Below are 17,964 nucleotides of genomic sequence, written 5' to 3'. Positions count from 1 at the left end.
AAAATAAAAAAAGTCCCCTAATTATTAAATTAGAGGAGCTTCTGTATTTATATATTAGTATTACAATATTAAAATTCTTCTTCGGCTTCTTCAAGAGCTTCATCGGTCGAATCGAGTGGTTGATGATCACGACCGCGTTCACGAACGAAATAAATCAGCGTCATCACGACTAAGAAGACTACGCCGACTAAGAGTGAGACGGTGGTTTCTGGATTCAAGAACATGAAGACTAAGATGACCAACAATGCTGCAATCGAGAGATAGTTACTAATCGGATAGAATGGCATTTTGAAGGGATGCTCATCCATGTGTTTTTGATTCAGTTTTCTAAATCTAAGTTCACTGATCAAGATAACGAACCAAGGAACCATACCCGGTAACACACTGGAACTATACACGATGACGAAGATGTTACTTGATGTATGGAAGAAGAATGGTAATGAATAGTTCAAGATCAATCCGATCAAGATTCCTGTTGAAATAGCAATGACAGGAATATATGGCACTTTGTGTGTAGATAGCTTAGTGAATGACTTTGGTAAGTATTTTTCGATACCTAGAGTGTAGAGCATCCGACTAGAACTGAAGATACCGGAGTTACAGCCCGACATTGCAGCCGTTAGCATAACAAAATTAATAATTTCAGCCGCAAAAGTGATTCCGACTTTTGCAAATGTCTCAACGAATGGTGAGCCGATGGTACCAAGCTTGTTCCAAGGATAGATTGCAACGATGACGAAAATAGCACCGATATAGAAGATCAAGATTCTACCAACGATGGAGCGGATGGCACGAACGATATTTTCTTGAGGATTCTCAGCTTCACCGGCAGTGATTCCGATAACTTCGATTCCTTGATATGAGGCGACAACGATCGACAGCGCAAAAATAAAGCCCTTCAGTCCGCCGGTAAAGAAACCACCGTTAGTCCATAGATTACTGATACCTACGGGTTGACCGTGATTGCCGACACCAAAGATAATGACTAATAGTCCTAGGATGATCATGAATATAATAGTAAGTACTTTGATCAAGGCGAACCAGAATTCTAGCTCACCGTATGCCTTAACAGAAGTTAAATTAGCGATACAGAGCGTGACGACTACAATGACACCAGCAATCCACTTAGGCATCGTAGGCCACCAGAACTCCAAATAAGTCCCGACGGCGATAACTTCACTGATACCAACGACTAAGTATTGAAAAACATTGCTCCAAGCCGTCAGATAACCGACCACGGGATGGATATACTCAGTCGCGAATTTAGCGAACGAACCTGTTGATGGATCGACGTACAGCATTTCCCCTAGTGCTCTCATAACCATGTATAGTATCAAACCTGCTAGTGCATAGGCTAACAGCACTGATGGCCCGGTCCACTTGATTGTGGATGCTGAACCCATGAATAATCCAACACCGATTGTTCCACCCAGAGCAATCATCTGCATTTGTCGTGATGATAAACTACGACTTAGCTGTTTTTTAGCCATAAAATAATCCCGCCTTTGAAACTGTTCATTAATCATGAACATATGTATTAATTGTATGCACCATATAATACTCTTTGTTTGTGAAAATGTCATATTTTTTTTAAAACTTATTTATTAGTTGGCTATTGCGCATAAATTGCCTATTATTTAAGTAGATGAATAATAGGGAAAGACATATTATAGTGGGGAGAAATACATTGAACATTAAAGAAAAACGATATTTGATTATTGCAGATATTTTTATTTTAGTGCTGGCAATATATCCGATCTTTTTAGGGGCAGTGATCGGCGGATACGATCCAGGATTTCACATGGGTCGGATTCAAACACTCGCTAGCAATATTGCCGCAGGGCATTTTCCCAATCCGATCGGTTTTGAGTATTTGAATAAATTTGGCTATGGGGTAGGCTTCTTTTATGGTAATTTCTTCCTTTACCCCTTCGCCATATTAAACTTATTAGGTTTGAGCTTATATCATTCCTATCTGGTTTATATTATTACATTCGTAGTTTTGAATATTTTTTCGATCAATTATGTAGTGCAGAGACTTTTTAACAATTCTTGGGCCACGATCTTGTCTGCCCCAATTTATTTGAGCTCATACTATTTCATTGGGGTGATGTACTTCCGTGCTGCTGCCGGGGAGTTGATTGCTTTTGCCTTGGTTCCGTGGGCATTACTGAGCTTATTCAAGATCGTACAAGGTGAGTATAAGTATTGGTACATGTTAGCAATATCGTTCAGTTTATTATTAGCGACCCACGTATTGTCATTTCTGATCGTCGCTGGGACGGCTATTTTTATCTTTATCATGAACTTTCTTCCAATTTTGAAAGATAAAAAAATCTTCGTGGCTTTCGCGAAAGGTGTCGTGCTATTTTTAGGACTAGTCAGCGTCTTCTTATTCTCATTCGTCCAACAATATTCAGTGCAAAAATATGTTTCTACTTCAGCGGATAATAATGGTAGATATTTATTATTCGTCAATGCGGACTGGCTGAATCAGACCTTTGATACACGTCAATTTGTTTCCGTCAACGGGACCTTTTTAGTTTTATTATTGCTATTTTCATTCGGTTATTATCTATACAAGGGACGCGGGTTTCACTTCTCATCCAATCTAATACCGCAGGCATTTATTATAATTCTCGTCTATGGATTCTTGATGTTGTCGCCAGTATTTTTACACTTGGTAGTGAAGTTATTCAAGCCCATCATCTTGTTACAAGTGGTGACGCGAGTCAATGTTGTCATCTTACCATTATTGACGTTCGTCGTCGCCAATGCGTTGGGTGAACTGATAAATAAGTCTGGCAAAGGCAAGTTCCCACTGGCGATCATTTTTTGCACAGTGATAGCCGTTATAACGGTTAAGTTTCCGATCCAAACTAACTTGGATTTTGTTGCTAACAGAAAAGCTCCTATACCAGCTTTGAGCGTCAGCATGGGTGAGTATGAGCCACGAGAGTTTTTCTCGTACAATAGTGCTAACAACTTCAAGGTCAATGAGAATTTCCTCGAGAAGGATGAGAAAATCAATATCGTCAAGAATAATCACTACAAAGCGGTGATCAAGATCGATGACAATAATCAAGCGCGAACGATCATGTTGCCGCGGCTTTATTACAAAGGTTATCAAGTAAAGCTGAGTTATGATGGTAAGACTAAGACTAGTCCCGCTGGCAGTAAAAATGGATTAGTTGCGGCTCACTTACCTGCTGATTTCAAGTCTGGTAAGGTAGAAGTAACTTATCAGATGACGACGGTGGCTAAGGCAGGTTGGCTCGTCTTTGTGATTAGCTTGGGATACTTAGTTTGGGCTGTTTTGCGGAAGTTTAGACGTGGGTTTTAAAGTTCAAAATGTTTGTAAATGGTTCGTGATTAATTTAAAGTATTGAAGACATATATAAATAATTTTGTGTTGAGAGGGAACTGTTATGAAAGCAGTAGTCATTAATGAATACGGAAATAGAGATAAATTAACAATGGAGAATATCGCGATCCCAGAGATTGCTGATGACGAAGTCTTAGTTGAAGTTAAGGCTACGTCAGTCAATCCCATTGATTGGAAATTACGTGAAGGTTATTTGGCAGAAGCGATACCATTAAAATTCCCGATCGTTTTGGGATGGGATGTTGCTGGCGTTATAACGCGAATCGGATCAAAGGTAGAAGGCTTTAAGAGTGGTGACAAAGTCTTAGCCCGTCCTGATCTGACCAATCGAGGTACCTATGCAGAATACACTGCTGTTAAGGAAGATAAATTGGCCGTACTGCCCGAAAACGTGTCATATGAGGAAGCTGCCGCTCTACCATTAGCTGGATTAACGGCCTGGCAAGGAATCTATGAAAATCTTAAAGTTAAAGCTGGTCAAACTATCCTGATCCAAGGTGGAGCTGGTGGTGTTGGTATTATTGCGATTCAGCTATTGAAGCACATCGGTGCACACGTCATTACTACGGCTAGTTCTAAGAACAAGGAATTCCTTGAAGCATTAGGTGCAGATGAGGTGATCGATTATCATGAGACGGATTTTTCAGCTGTTTTGCATGATATTGACGGTGTCTTCGATACGATCGGTGGAGATACTCTTACTAAGAGTTATGAAGTCTTGAAACAAGGCGGCAGTTTAGTCACGATTGCTGGTGATATTGACGACAAATTAGCACAGGCCAAGGATATTACTGCTAATGGCATCTGGCTTCGTCCTAACGGTAAACAACTGACAGAATTAGTCGACCTAGTTAGTGCTGGTGTCGTCAAGGTTATCATCGATAGCACGCACCCATTTAGTGAGGATGGCGTTAAGTCTGCACAAGAGGTGAGTGAATCACATCATGCCAAAGGTAAAATCGTTATAACAATGAATTAATCCTAAAAATCAAAAATAATCCAGCAAAGGTGTAAATTTGCTGGATTATTTTTTAAAATTTGTATAAACTTTAGATGATATATTGCAACATATGTTCGTATAAGTCTATATTTAAGGTAGCTCTAAATAATTTTCGGGAGGAAAATTTTGATGAAGAAATCATTAATCGTAAGTGGTTTATTATTTTCAGGCATGATCTTAGGATCAGTCGCTACACCAGCCATTGTTCAAGCCGCTGATACAACGACAACTACTGCCACTACATCAGATTCAAAAACTGATAAAGTATCTAATACTGTTACATTCAAAGACCCAGATGGAAAAACATTAGCTACGGTAAAGGTATCTGGAGAGGTCGGTACAGCTATAACGATTCCAGATGATAGTGCTTTAACTAACTATTATTTCAATGGAACGGTTCCAGTCTTCAAAGCTGACGGTAACGCTTTTGATGTTACTGTCACAAAAGCCAGCGATATGGCTAATGTGGTTACTTTGACTGTTAGTTACTATCTCGGTGACAAATCTAATGTTGTAGGCACAGAAACAATTACAGGACCATACAGCACAACTAAGAAAGTAAACAAAGTGCCAACAGGTTATGTATTAGTGAATGCATCTGATGCTAATGTTAATTTGAAAAAGGGAACTGAGTCGTTGAGCATTGAAGTTAGACGTCCAGTTGCTAACACCGTTATCTTCAAGACATCTGACAATCAACAAGTTGGTACAACAACCGTCTCAGGTGAAAAAGTCGGAGATGCAGTTGCATTGACTGATGGCCAAATTCCATCAGGTTATACGATTGCTGATAAGAACTTGACTCTACAAACAGACGGAAATACACAGATCATCGCCGCAACTAAGGCCGATGCTGCAGCCATCACTAAGTATAAGGCTGTTGGTACAACTGGTAATTTGGGAGCTTTGATCTATACTCAAGAAGGTAAATTGATCAAGGCTCGTGGATTGGGTGCAAATACTGCTTGGCAAATTGACAGAAAATTAGTTCTCAACGGTGTTACATATTATCGTGTGGCAACTAATGAATTCGTTAAAGCTGCTGATGTTACACTATCTGGTGTTGAAGACAACTCAGGTACTGACAATGGCTCAACCGACAATGGTTCAGGTACAGTAACTACTCCAACTGATGCTGTGAAGACAGATAAGTCAGTCGTTACAACGACATCCGATGATCCAACGTACTTGTACAAAGGTAATGGCGAAAAGATCAAGAACCGTGCATTGTTACCACATTCAGCTTGGCAAGCAAGTAAGATGGCAACGATCAACGGCGTCAAGATGTACAAAGTCGCTACTGATGAATGGGTTCCAGCCAGTGATGTTGAATAATTAAAAAATGTGCAAATCTTAAAAGATTTGCACATTTTTTTTATAACTTATCCATTAATTTTAACAGAGCAAGTAGTTTCTTAGACAATTCCTCGCGATCGTCTCGTGGAAATTTAGCTAGATAATCTAATAATTCTAAGTATTGAATGCCACTTTGTTCGGGTTCGTCGAATAATGCGGGCAGTCTTAAATTAACTGCGGTAGCAATCCTGTCCAACTTATTCAACGAAATATTACTGTTAACACCACGTTCTAGTTGAGAGATCAAACTCTCGCTAACATCGGCCTTTTCCGCTAATTGTTCAATGGTTAAGCCCAATGACCTTCTCTTGTCACGTATTATTTTACCGATTTCGCTTATCATTCGTTTCCACCTCACAGTATCCTTATGCAACCATAGTTGAGAATTAGAACGATTTGAACAGAAAATAATACAGCTTTCATTTATATTTGAAGTATTTATTGCTTCAAAATATTCTTTGCACGTATTATTTGAATAATCCGTCAACTATGCATCATGTTAACGCTAACTAATTATAATTTTTAGTAGCTATATTTAATTCCAAGCAAGCGATGATCAAAAAAATCAATAACAGCAAAAATGAATTTTGTGCACCCGCTGCCGTTTTGTCCGCATAACTGAGACTAGAATGTGTATTTTGTGAAAAAGCAATAACTGTGGAGACAATTGATGTACCGACTGCTCCAGCGAATTGCTGAACGGTATTGAACATGCCATTTCCGTCAGCGTTTCGGCTGTCATCCAACTGTTGTAAAGCGTTAGTCATCGTATTGCCCATGACCGAGCCCATGCCGATCATTAGTATTAGGTAGATAGTCAAAATTCCCCAAATGGTAAGTGATTTACCAAAAGTGAAAAACAGGATCATCGAAATTATTTGGAGGATGATCCCAAACATGATCGGTCTTCTGGCACCTAACTTGTCATAAATAGTGCCACTCAAAGGAGCAAGTACAGCTCCAATCGCTGCTCCAGGCAAGACGATCAGACCAGCTGTCAAAGCCGTTTGATGATTGACTAGTTGAATATAATTAGGCAGGATGAATGATATTCCTAATGCTTCCAATTGAATTAAGAAGTAAGCTCCTAAGTGAAGCGAGAAAAGTTTGTTTTGGAAGACTTGGAGGTTCAATAGTGGATTGGGCGAAGTGGCAGAGTGTTTTAAGAAAAGAACTAACGCAATGATACCTATTATGAAGGGAAGTAAAAATAGACTAGTTTTTTCAGTGATCGAGGACAAGTTACTGAAACTGATAATTATACCAACAAAGGCTAGGGCGATGTAAACTAGGCCCAGTACGTCCAGTCTCGTGCGTTGGGGAGTAGTTATTTGCTGAATCGACAATAGTCCGAGTACCAAAGCTAGAATTACGACCGGTATCAAGAATAAGAATATTTCTCTCCAGCCAAAGAGGTCGACGATCAAACCGCCAAAAGTTGGGCCGATGGCTGGGGCAATGGCGGTCACTAGTGTACCTAATCCCATTAAAAAGCCGATTTTATCAATCGGTGCTTGTTCCAAAATGATATTGAACATTAGTGGTAGTGCGATTCCGGCACCGATACCTTGAACGACACGGCCGCTGACTAGCTGGATAAAGTTAGGTGCCGTGACGTCTAATGTCAAACCCAAAATGAATAGCAGTGATGCTAGACTAAAGAGTTTTTTAGAGGTGAAACTCTTCTTTAAGAAAGCTGACAATGGCATCATGATGGATGCTACCAACAAATATCCGGTCGTCATCCATTGTACAGTTGAAGTACTGACACTGAATTCTCTCATCAGCGTCGGGAAGGTCACGTTAGTAGCAGTCTCGATCACGACGCCACAAAAAGATAATAATCCCGTCGCTAAGATTGAAATGATTAATTTTGAATTTAATGTTCGTTCCATAAAATCGTCCTCTTGAGTAATTGTTAGAATTCAAACTAACTAAGAAAGTTATAACATAAAATTGACAATATATGCTAGTATTGATTAACAGTTAGAACATGAACAATAGGAGTTAAATATGGATAGATCATTTGAAACACTGATCAAACAGACCAACAATGCAGTCAATCGTGACGCGGATAAATTTGCTCAAACGTTAGGACTGACTAGCGTTCAGATCAGTATCATCGATTATGTTTCGCAGGAAGAAGATTGCCGCAATGTATTTCAAAAGGACGTAGAACAGGAATTCAACATTCGCCGTGCTACGGCTACTAGTGCGTTAAAGTTGATGGAAGAACGTGATTTGATCGTGCGTGTGTCTGTTAAGCAAGATGCGAGGTTGAAGCGAATCCTCTTAACTCCCAAGTCACATCTCCTAGCGAAAAAAATCAATAATTATTTTGATATGACCGAAAAAAAGATTGCTCAAGTGATCGGTATGGATAACAAAGATGAATTTAAGAATGCCTTAAAACAGGTGATAAATAGTTTATCTGACTAGTTATAGCGCTATAACGCTAAAAAACATTTGACAATGTCTTTTGATAAGCCTATTCTCATACTCATAAATCAACGGGAGGTCCTAGACATGCTTTTAACTGATATTCAAACACAAAACAGTTGTTGTTGTGGTTCGCATCTTATGCGATCCACTAGTTTGAGTATCTGATTTTGATCTACGGACTAGTAGTATTCGTATGGGGTGCAGACATCTATCTGCACCCCATTTTTTTATACTTTTTTATTGAGAAGGGAATTCATATGTTAATAAACAATATTTATAAAACTATCGGCAATACACCACTACTCAAGCTGAATATCCAGACACCGAACCACAGTCATATTTATGCCAAACTGGAGATGTTCAATCCGGGAGGGAGTATCAAGGATCGTCTGGGGGTCAATTTGATCGAAGATGGTATCATCAAAGGTTTGATCACAAGTGGCACGACGATTATCGAACCAACTGCGGGGAATACGGGTATTGGTGTGGCACTGGCGGCTCAACGTTATCAATTGCCTGTAAAATTGGTAGTTCCTGAGAGATTCAGTCAAGAGAAGCAAGTCTTAATGAAGGCTTTGGGAGCTGAGTTGATTAACACTCCTGCTGAGGAGGGCATCGTTGGGGCCATGAAAAAAGCGCGTTTTCTAGCGGAAGAAATTCCTAATTCTTATGTACCGATGCAGTTTGAAAACGACGCTAACCCAGAAGCATACTATCGCACGATGGGTCCAGAAATCTTGTCCGACTTGCCAGATGGGATAGATGCCTTTGTGGCAGGCTCTGGTAGTGGTGGAACCTTCGTAGGTACAACTAAGGCTTTGCAGGAAAAAAATCCACAGATGAAAGCTATCACGGTCGAGCCGGAAGGTTCGATTCTCAATGGTGGACCAGAACACGCTCATCGCACCGAAGGGATCGGCGTGGAATTCATACCTCCATTTTTTAAGGATATTACCGTAGACGGGGTCAAAACTATTAGTGACGACGATGCCTTTTACTACGTGGGTTGGTTAGCTAAAAACGAAGGATTGTTTGCAGGCAGTTCCAGTGGAGCGGCATTAGCTGCTAGTTTAAAGGTTGCTGCGGAGTTACCTGAGGATTCGACTATCGTAACGGTATTTCCAGATTCCAGCGAACGTTATTTGAGTAAAAATATCTATAAGTAGTCTATAATAAAAATGATTTTAAAGAGGGAGCAGTATTATTATGAAATTCAATACAAAACTTATTCATGGCGGTTTCAGTGAGGATCCAACGACTGGAGCAGTTTCAACACCGATCTATCGTTCGTCCACATTCCATCAACACGAATTGGGAGCAGGTCCAAAATGGGAATACGGTCGTACTGGTAATCCTACCCGTGCTTCATTAGAGAAATTGATCGCACAGATTGAAGATGGTAAGTATGGATTCGCCTTTGCATCTGGTTCTGCAGCCATTCATGCGGTCTTTTCAACTTTTTCATCCGGAGACCACATTGTAGTTGGAAATGATGTCTATGGTGGGACTTTCCGATTGATCAACAAAGTCTTGAAGCGCTTTGGCTTAAAATTCACTTCAGTCGATACCCGTGACTTTGATGCAGTAGAGCAGGCCATCCAAGCTAATACCAAAGCAATTTATTTGGAGACACCGACTAATCCATTGCTGAAGATCACTGATATTGAAGGGATCGCAAAGATTGCCAAACAACATGGATTAGAAACTATCGTTGACAATACGTTTGCGACACCATATAACCAGAATCCCTTGACACTAGGAGCTGATATCGTGGTCCACAGTGCTACAAAATACCTTGGTGGACACAGTGATGTTGTTGCTGGATTAGCAGTTACTAGTGACGATAAGATTGCTGAAGATCTTGCATTCTTACAGAACTCGATCGGTAGTGTTCTAGGACCAGATGACAGTTGGTTATTGATGCGCGGCATTAAGACGCTCGGTGTTAGAATGCGGGTACACGCTGATAATGCCAAGCTAGTATACGATTACTTAGATAATAATGACAAGGTCGCTAAGATCTATTATCCTGGCAATCCAGATTCAACAGGTTATCAAATTGCCAAGAAGCAGATGCGTACCTTTGGCGCTATGATTTCATTTGAATTGCAAGCGGGACTTGATCCTAAGAAATTCGTGGAAAGCTTACAATTAGTCGACTTAGCTGAAAGCTTAGGCGGAATCGAAAGTTTGATCGAAGTGCCCGCCGTTATGACACATGCGGCCATTCCGCGTGAGATTCGTCTGCAAAATGGAATTAAAGATGAATTAGTCCGATTGTCGGTTGGTATCGAAGATTCCGAAGATCTAATGGCTGATTTAAAACAAGCCTTTGACCAAATTTAACTAAAAAATCCTCCTACATTTATTGTCGGAGGATTTTTTTATTTGTCAGTCGTTACCGTTACAGCTTTTTGTAACGCTGTTTTGATCATCGCTAAACCGCTGAGTAGTTGTTGCTCACTCATGATAAGAGGAGGTAGCAGACGCAATGTATTGTATTTAGCGGATAAGGTTAGCAATCCATCAGCCTGTAAATCAGTAATGAGTTCGCTGACAGAAATATTTTTATTTAAGTGGATACCAATCATTAGACCTAAACCAGAAATACTTTCGACGTTTTCCAGTGGCTCGATCTCATCGTTCAAGTAATTCCAAACTAGTTCGGATTTGTGTTGAACTTGTGCCAAAAAGTCTGGAGTTAGCTGTTGCAATACACCAGTCGCTGCTGCCAACGAGAGCTTGTTACCGCCAAAAGTCGTTCCGTGAGATCCGGGACCGAAAGCAGAGGCAAACTTCTTATTGCCGATCATCGCACCGATCGGTGTACCGTTACCGAGAGCTTTGGCCAGAGTGATGATATCGGGTTTTAGACCGAATTGCTCGAAAGCAAACTTTGTCCCAGTTCTGCCTATGCCTGTTTGGACTTCATCGACGATCAGGATGACGCCATTTTCATGGCAAGCAGTTTGAATCTTCAATAGCCAAGCTGGATCAGCGACATTCACACCACCTTCACCTTGAATGACTTCTAGGATAACCGCCGCTATATCGGGTGTTATCTGTGTGATAGCTTGATCATCGTTATAGTCGGCGAAGATAATGTCTGGCACCATCGGTGAAAAACCTAACTTGATATCAGGATTGCCGGTCAAAGACATTGATCCATACGTACGGCCGTGAAAGCCATTGTTGAAAGCAATCACGGTCGATTTGCCACTAGCTTTACGAGCCAATTTGAAGGCGGCCTCATTTGCTTCAGTACCTGAATTACAGAAGAAAGCTAACTGGTCATCGTTACACAACTGACTAGCGACTTGTTCTTGTAGTTGGCTTTCGTAGAGGTTTGACGTGTGCCAAACTTTTTGTAATTGATCTGCCAGACTATCTTGGATCACTTGATTACTGTATCCAAAGCTGCAGACACCAATACCACTAGTAAAATCTAAGTAAGTTTTGTCATTATTATCTGTTAAGTAACAATCGTGTCCTTCGACTAAGTCAAAGGGGAAGCGTTGATACGTTGGAAATACATGTTCCATAAATGGGATCCTCCAGTTGTTTTATTGAAATTTCGTTCCCGGTTTGCACAAGTCGTTGGTGATAAAAGTCTGATCGACACCGTTGTTGTATGCGGTGAAGGAGGCATTTATCTTAGGCATCATGCCTGATTTGATGATATCTTTTTTGAAGAGGTCATCAGCCACGGTCTCTGTCAGTTTGGGTAAGACTTTGCCCGATTTGAGGACGCCCGGAACATCAGTTATCAAGACTAACGACTCTGCTTCAAGCTGAACCGCAATCGTTGCTGCCGCCATATCGGCATTAACGTTGAGCCAATTTCCCTCTGAAGTCTGTGCCATGGGCGATAGGACTCCGATTTGATTTTGCAGTTCATCATCTAGCCAATCCTTGTTGATGCTAGTAACTTTGCCGACTTCACCATAAGTCGTTTGATCCAGATATTGACCTTGGATCAGATGATTGTCACTGGCATTCAAACCTACGACTGGTAGTCCCTTGTCAGACAAGCTCTGACACAATTTGGGTTGAACCATTCCTAATAAAACAGCTTTGGTCACTTCCAAAGTAGTTTGATCGGTAACACGAATACCATCGATTTTTTGGACTTTCAAGTGAAGCATCTCACTCCACTGTGATATTTGTGGTCCACCACCATGAATGATCAGGACGTGTTTGCCCTCATCCCACCAATTTTTTATTTGTTCAAAGAACGTTTCGGGCAGCTGGTCACTGGCATTGCCGCCGATTTTTATCACGATTGTTTCTTCCATTTTCTCCACCTCATACCGATTTATTTTTAGCTTTTGTATGTGGCATTGATTCGGACGTAATTATAAGTAAGATCACAGCCCCAGGCCTGCCCAGATTCAAAACCGCTATTAAGGTCGACATCGATCGTAATCTTATTACTAGTTAGAGCTTGTTTCATTTCTGCTTCATCGTAATCAGCCGCGTGACTATTTTCTACCAATGATAAGTGGTTGAGTTGGATCGATGTGTGTTCGATATCGACTTGCGCATCAGTTTGTCCGATTGCTGCAACGATCCTACCCCAATTGGGGTCTTCACCGAAGATGGCTGATTTGACTAAGTTGGAACCGACGATAGCTTTGGCAACTTTTTGACCATCATTATGGGTAGCAGCGTTATGAACGTTGACTTCGACTAGCTTAGTTGAACCTTCACCATCCTCTGCAATATCTTGAGCTAGTTGGCTCAGAACTTGATGAAAGGCGTTGACGAATTTTGGATAATCTTGACTAGTTGGTGTCAATTCGGGGTTGTCAGCCAGACCGTTCGCCATAGTCACGACCATGTCATTAGTAGAAGTGTCACCATCGACAGTAATCTGATTGAAGGTCGAATCTACCTCGGTACTGAGGATATCTTGCAATAGATCATCTTCTACCAAGGCATCAGTCATGACAAATCCTAACATCGTAGCCATTTTGGGATGGATCATACCAGAACCTTTGCAGAAACCACTGATAGTAACAGTTTGGCCGGCGATATCAAGTTGTGTACTGATAGTCTTGGTGTGTTTGTCAGTCGTTAACACGGCACTAGTAACATTAGTATTGTCAGTCAATTGCAACTTTTCGATACCGCTCTTGATGATATCCATCGGTAAATTCTCACCGATCAATCCAGTTGAAGCCACGCCGACTAATTCAGGCGCGATATCTAATTTTTCAGCAGTTAATTTTTGTGTGGTGAGAGCGTCAAGCTCGCCTTGTTCACCAGTACATGAGTTGGCGATAGCACTATTGATGGTGATGGCTTGTAGTTGATGATCCTGATTGATCATTTGTTTGGTCAATTTGGTTGGAGCCGCTTGAAATTGATTAGTAGTGTAGGTTCCAGCTGCTTGAGCAGGTACTTCTGAGTAGATCCACCCCAAGTCTTTTTTGACTTTACGTAGTCCCGCGTGGATTCCGTCTGAGTAGTAACCCTTAGGCCAAGTGAAGTCGATAATCTGGTAATCATCCGTGTCGTTTTTGATTTTAAGCATAAAAAAATCCTCCTAATTTATGGTAGAACAGGCGTTAGATTCAAGCCCGTTTCTGGTGCGAAATCAAACATTTGGTTAAAGTTTTGAATCGCTTGTCCAGCTGCACCTTTTAGGAGGTTATCAATTACACTGACTATTACAATTTGATGGGTAACAGGGTTTAATTGATAACCTATGTCACAGAAGTTAGTCCCGATCACTTGTTTCAAAGTGGGGAACACTCCTTCAGTAGCATTCACAAAGGTGTCATCTGAATATGTTCGGACAAAAGCGTCCCGTACGTCATCTTCAGTTATGTCAGTTTTTGCCTTTGCGTAGCAACTGGCCATGATTCCACGTGTCAGTGGTAATAATGTTGTTGTGAACTGAATATAAGGTACGCTCTCGTCCCAAATTTTTAATTGTTGAACGATTTCTGGAATATGTTGATGCTCATTTACCTTATACAGTTGCAGATTTTCATTTGTGTTAGTGAAGTGTGTCATCTCATTTGGTTTCTTACCAGCTCCGGAAGTTCCGGACTTGGCATCCACGACGATAGAAGTCGGATCGATGATGTGATTTTGAACTAACGGTGCTAATGCCAATAAGGTTGCGGTGGCATAACATCCGGGGTTACAGACATAAGTCTGCCCTTTTGAAGATACAAAATCGGTCAATCCATAAAATGACTTCTGGAGGTACTCAGTTGCAGGAGCGGTTTTTTTATACCACTTCTCATACGTCGATGGTTCCTTCAAACGATAATCACCTGCCAGGTCGATCACTGGGAAGTTAGCTTGCATAAAAGGCTCAGCTAATTTCGTAGTAACGCCGGCTGATGTGGCAAAGAACACTAGTTGATTATTCTTCATGATATCAGCAGGATCGTAAGGTAAAATGTCAGCTCGTGATCGCAATTGTGGCAAAACTTCATTTAGTGGTTGTGCTACTTTATTTGCGTGTCCATACAAGTTAACGTGATCAACTTGAGTATGTCGTCGTAGAAGCTCATACAAAACACTCCCACTGTAACCAGTAACTCCGACAAGTCCAACATTCATTCCTATCATCCTTTCTCATCTGTCAGATTAATTCCGTTGTCTTTAGAAATTAATAAACACAGTACACTTTTGAATTTAATAAAACAAGTATTTTTTTAATCTGAATTAAAAATATTCTAATTTATAAAACGAAAAGAACGTCTCTGTTGACTGCAACAGAGACGTTCTTCTTTAGTTATATTAAAAATATTCAAGTAAGTCTTCTTCTTTGAGTTTTGACTTGGCTTCATTGTCGAGATCTAAGACGATTTCGCCTTTCTTCAATACGATCAGGCGGTTACCGTATTTGACCGCTTCAGTCAAGTTATGAGTGACCATCAGACAAGTCAATTTTTTATCGATAATGACTTTGTTAGTCAGTTCCATGAGTTCCTGACTAGTTTGTGGATCAAGAGCCGCAGTATGTTCGTCCAGCAGCAATAATTCAGGTTTTTGAATGATCGCCATCAAGAAGCTGAGTGTTTGTCGTTGTCCACCGGATAACTTTTCGGTAAAAGTATTCAATCGATTGTCTAGAGTTGGTAGATCCTTGGTGAATTCTTCAAATTCTGAGATATGATCCTTGAGATTACGCAACCGTAGTCGACGTGGTAGGCCACGACGTTTAGCTAGCAGCAAATTCTCGGCAACGGTCATTCTAGGGGAAGTCCCGAGCTTTGGGTCCTGATAAACACGGCTGATATAACGACTGCGCTTGGCAAGATTGGTTTGTGTAATATCGTCATCGTTCAGTAAGATCTTCCCGGAAGTCAGGGTATTGGCACCAGTTATCGCGTCCAGTAGTGTTGACTTACCAGCACCATTCGTTCCTAAGACGACGATGAAATCCTGTGGCCTGATCGACAAATTGATGCCGTTCAAGATGTTGAGTTCTTGACTGTCGTTGTATATAGTTTTAACGGCATTATCTATTTCTAATAATGATTTCATTTACTTCTGACCCCGTTTCTGAAAGCTTGAAAGAATTGTGCTCTGATGGTTGGCAATGCTAGACATAGAGCCAAGATGATAGCTGAGATTAATTTCAAATCATTCGTATTGAATCCTAGTAGTAAGACTAGCATCAGGATCAAACGATAGACGATCGAACCAATTACGATCGTGACGATTCTGGCGCTCAATGAAACGTCAGGGTAGAGCACTTCACCGATGATGATAGCTGATAGACCAATAACGATGGAGCCGATACCCATGTTGACATCCGCAAAACCATTTTGTTGTGCGATCAACCCACCTGTCAGGGCAACAATGCCGTTTGAGACCATGATGCCGATGAACTTCATGACGGTCGTATTGATACCCATTGAAGCAGCCATTGTTTCGTTGTCACCAGTGGCGATAACGGCCTGACCTTTTTCAGTATTTAAGAAGATGATCAATAAGAAGGTGATGATAGCGATGATGATGATTCCTAGAACGATACCATTGAAGTTGACTGGTAAATTATTCAAACCGTAGCGATTGAAGATGTTGTTGGATTTAGTCAGTGACATATTAGCTTTACCAAGGATCCGAAGGTTGACAGAATATAACGCCGTCATAGTCAAGATCCCAGCTAATAGACTAGGGATGTGTAGCTTGGTATACATGAAGGCTGTCGCAAAACCAGCCAATGTGCCGAAGATGAATGATACTAGTAAGGCTAATTCTGGTGAATAGCCATGTTGGATCAAGATGACTGCCGTGACAGCGCCTAAGGGAAAACTTCCTTCAACGGTCATATCAGGGAAGTCGAGAATTCTAAATGTAATAAAGAGGCCGATGGCCATGATAGCCCAGATGAAGCCTTGACTGATAGTAGATATTATTAGATTCATTTGATGATCTTCCCTTCTTTTTGAGCTCGTTTAACTACTGAATCTGGGAACGTGATGTTGAGTTTTTGAGCTTGTTTTTCGTTTAAAATTAAATGACCTTTTTTGATGAAGGTAACAGGCATAGTTGCTGGTTTACCTTTGCCTTGTAGAATCTTAACTACATCTTCACCAGTTTGTTCACCTAATTCATATTGGCTCAGTCCATATGTAGCAAGTCCGCCGTCAGATACCATCGTTGTTGCGGCTGGAAAGACTGGTATGCCTTGCTTAGCAGCGATGCTGGATAGCAGCTTCATACCACTGGCAACCGTGTTATCGGTAGGAACGAAGATAGCTTGGACTTTTTGAGATAGACTAGTTGCCACTTGTTCGAGGTCATTGACGTTACTGATACTAGAAACAGAAACGGTCATACCTTGTTTAGCAGCGATTTTTCTCATTTTTTTCATTTCAGTAGTAGCTGACATGTCACTCGAAGTATAGATGATACCGATATTTTTAATGTCAGGCATGATTTCTTTGATCAATTTCAATTGACTCTCAAGTGGTGCTTGATCGGAGACACCGGTGATATTGCCACCCGGTTTAGTATTGCTAGGGATGATACCGAATCCTTTCGGATCAGTGACAGCACCCATGACGATTGGGATAGTAGATGTTGCATTTTTCAATGATTGAACTGATGGAGTAGCGATTCCGACAGCAACGTCGACATTGTCCTGTACGAATTGTTTACTGATAGTTCTTAAATTACTCTGGTCCCCTTGGGCATTTTGGAACTCGATTTTGATGTTTTTACCGTTGATATAACCGTGCTTCTTCAGTGTGTCGTCCAATCCTTTATTGATCTGGTCTAAGGCTGGATGCGACATCAATTGTAAGACACCGACCTTAGGAATCTTGTTTTTGGCGACCGTTTCGTTGTGGCCTGTGTAGAAAAAGGCAAATATCAAAAAGGCGAATAAGAAAATAATAGTTCCGTATAAGCGTTTCATATGTTTCATTTTTTCTCCCCCGTAACTCGTGAATTAGAATTTATAAAAAACAAAAAGACAATCTCATAGCTTGTGAGATTGTCTTAGTACAAAAAAATCCCACATGGACTTAATCTAGAAATTCCATGTGGGCTTAAGTTTTAAACTAGTTTAATAAGCCGACACGGATATGATCCTCTTCAGGTCACATCCATACCGGATCAACCTGAATTATCGGCTTTGCCAACGAATATTCACGATGTTTAGAGAATTAATATTTTTCATAACGAAATCTCCTAACGAATTTTCAGCTGATGTTCAGTTGAGTAGTTGATGACAAAAATGATATTTCAAATTTATGACATTGTCAACAAGAAATTTAGATTTGTTAGGATTTGTTGTGTTTCATAC

At 40.7% G+C, this 17,964-nt stretch carries 16 protein-coding genes; 6 read left to right on the top strand and 10 right to left on the bottom strand.

What is annotated here, in order from left to right:
- Window positions 1-68: 68 nt before the first annotated feature.
- Window positions 69-1,490: an amino acid permease gene (locus tag AC27FM_RS05845; protein ID WP_487086673.1), complete on the bottom strand. Its 1,422-nt coding sequence runs from the start codon at window positions 1,488-1,490 to the stop codon at window positions 69-71.
- Window positions 1,491-1,687: 197 nt separating this feature from the next.
- Between AC27FM_RS05845 and AC27FM_RS05840 the strand changes: the two genes are divergently transcribed.
- From AC27FM_RS05840 to AC27FM_RS05830, 3 genes are all read left to right on the top strand, one after another.
- Window positions 1,688-3,343, top strand: coding sequence for a hypothetical protein (locus AC27FM_RS05840; RefSeq protein WP_487086671.1), 1,656 nt, complete (start codon window positions 1,688-1,690; stop codon window positions 3,341-3,343).
- Window positions 3,344-3,428: 85 nt separating this feature from the next.
- On the top strand, window positions 3,429-4,364 hold the full coding sequence (locus tag AC27FM_RS05835; RefSeq protein ID WP_487086669.1) for an NADP-dependent oxidoreductase: 936 nt from the start codon (window positions 3,429-3,431) through the stop codon (window positions 4,362-4,364).
- A gap of 150 nt (window positions 4,365-4,514) precedes the next feature.
- Window positions 4,515-5,720, top strand: coding sequence for an SLAP domain-containing protein (locus AC27FM_RS05830; RefSeq protein ID WP_487086668.1), 1,206 nt, complete (start codon window positions 4,515-4,517; stop codon window positions 5,718-5,720).
- A gap of 40 nt (window positions 5,721-5,760) precedes the next feature.
- Here AC27FM_RS05830 and AC27FM_RS05825 read toward each other — a convergent pair whose 3' ends face one another.
- The gene (locus AC27FM_RS05825; RefSeq protein WP_487086666.1) at window positions 5,761-6,084 is read right to left on the bottom strand and encodes a helix-turn-helix domain-containing protein; all 324 of its coding nucleotides are present in this window, start codon (window positions 6,082-6,084) and stop codon (window positions 5,761-5,763) included.
- Window positions 6,085-6,250: 166 nt separating this feature from the next.
- The gene (locus AC27FM_RS05820; protein WP_487086664.1) at window positions 6,251-7,636 is read right to left on the bottom strand and encodes a DHA2 family efflux MFS transporter permease subunit; all 1,386 of its coding nucleotides are present in this window, start codon (window positions 7,634-7,636) and stop codon (window positions 6,251-6,253) included.
- 118 nt (window positions 7,637-7,754) lie between these two features.
- Between AC27FM_RS05820 and AC27FM_RS05815 the strand changes: the two genes are divergently transcribed.
- The 3 genes from AC27FM_RS05815 to AC27FM_RS05805 all read left to right on the top strand — a co-directional run bounded on the left by AC27FM_RS05815 (window position 7,755) and on the right by AC27FM_RS05805 (window position 10,529).
- Entirely contained in the window at window positions 7,755-8,180 is a 426-nt protein-coding gene (locus tag AC27FM_RS05815; RefSeq protein ID WP_487086662.1) for a MarR family winged helix-turn-helix transcriptional regulator, read from the top strand.
- 260 nt (window positions 8,181-8,440) lie between these two features.
- Window positions 8,441-9,349, top strand: a complete 909-nt coding sequence (locus AC27FM_RS05810; protein WP_487086660.1) for a PLP-dependent cysteine synthase family protein — start codon at window positions 8,441-8,443, stop codon at window positions 9,347-9,349.
- 40 nt (window positions 9,350-9,389) lie between these two features.
- Window positions 9,390-10,529, top strand: a complete 1,140-nt coding sequence (locus tag AC27FM_RS05805) for a trans-sulfuration enzyme family protein (RefSeq protein ID WP_487086658.1) — start codon at window positions 9,390-9,392, stop codon at window positions 10,527-10,529.
- Window positions 10,530-10,567: 38 nt separating this feature from the next.
- On the opposite strand, the gene argD is transcribed toward AC27FM_RS05805, so the two are convergent.
- The 7 genes from argD to trpX form a co-directional block, all read right to left on the bottom strand.
- Entirely contained in the window at window positions 10,568-11,725 is a 1,158-nt protein-coding gene (gene argD, locus AC27FM_RS05800) for an acetylornithine transaminase (RefSeq protein WP_487086656.1), read from the bottom strand.
- 21 nt (window positions 11,726-11,746) lie between these two features.
- Window positions 11,747-12,478 (bottom strand): acetylglutamate kinase, encoded by a 732-nt coding sequence (gene argB / locus AC27FM_RS05795; RefSeq protein WP_487086654.1) that lies wholly within the window; start codon window positions 12,476-12,478, stop codon window positions 11,747-11,749.
- 26 nt (window positions 12,479-12,504) lie between these two features.
- Window positions 12,505-13,719, bottom strand: a complete 1,215-nt coding sequence (argJ, locus tag AC27FM_RS05790) for a bifunctional glutamate N-acetyltransferase/amino-acid acetyltransferase ArgJ (RefSeq protein WP_487086652.1) — start codon at window positions 13,717-13,719, stop codon at window positions 12,505-12,507.
- A gap of 17 nt (window positions 13,720-13,736) precedes the next feature.
- The gene (gene argC, locus AC27FM_RS05785; RefSeq protein ID WP_487086650.1) at window positions 13,737-14,762 is read right to left on the bottom strand and encodes an N-acetyl-gamma-glutamyl-phosphate reductase; all 1,026 of its coding nucleotides are present in this window, start codon (window positions 14,760-14,762) and stop codon (window positions 13,737-13,739) included.
- Between the two features lie 180 nt (window positions 14,763-14,942).
- Window positions 14,943-15,692 (bottom strand): ABC transporter ATP-binding protein, encoded by a 750-nt coding sequence (locus AC27FM_RS05780; RefSeq protein ID WP_487086648.1) that lies wholly within the window; start codon window positions 15,690-15,692, stop codon window positions 14,943-14,945.
- Window positions 15,689-16,579 (bottom strand): ABC transporter permease, encoded by an 891-nt coding sequence (locus AC27FM_RS05775; protein ID WP_487086647.1) that lies wholly within the window; start codon window positions 16,577-16,579, stop codon window positions 15,689-15,691. The genes AC27FM_RS05780 and AC27FM_RS05775 overlap by 4 nt, the downstream gene beginning before the upstream one ends.
- A complete protein-coding gene (gene trpX / locus AC27FM_RS05770; protein WP_487086894.1) occupies window positions 16,576-17,574 on the bottom strand; it encodes a tryptophan ABC transporter substrate-binding protein in 999 nt (332 codons plus the stop codon). Before trpX ends, AC27FM_RS05775 begins: the two co-directional genes overlap by 4 nt.
- Between the last annotated feature and the right edge of the window lie 390 nt (window positions 17,575-17,964).

The sequence above is a fragment of the Companilactobacillus sp. y65-5 genome (assembly GCF_057541095.1).
This window is presented reverse-complemented; position numbering and strand designations above follow the sequence as displayed.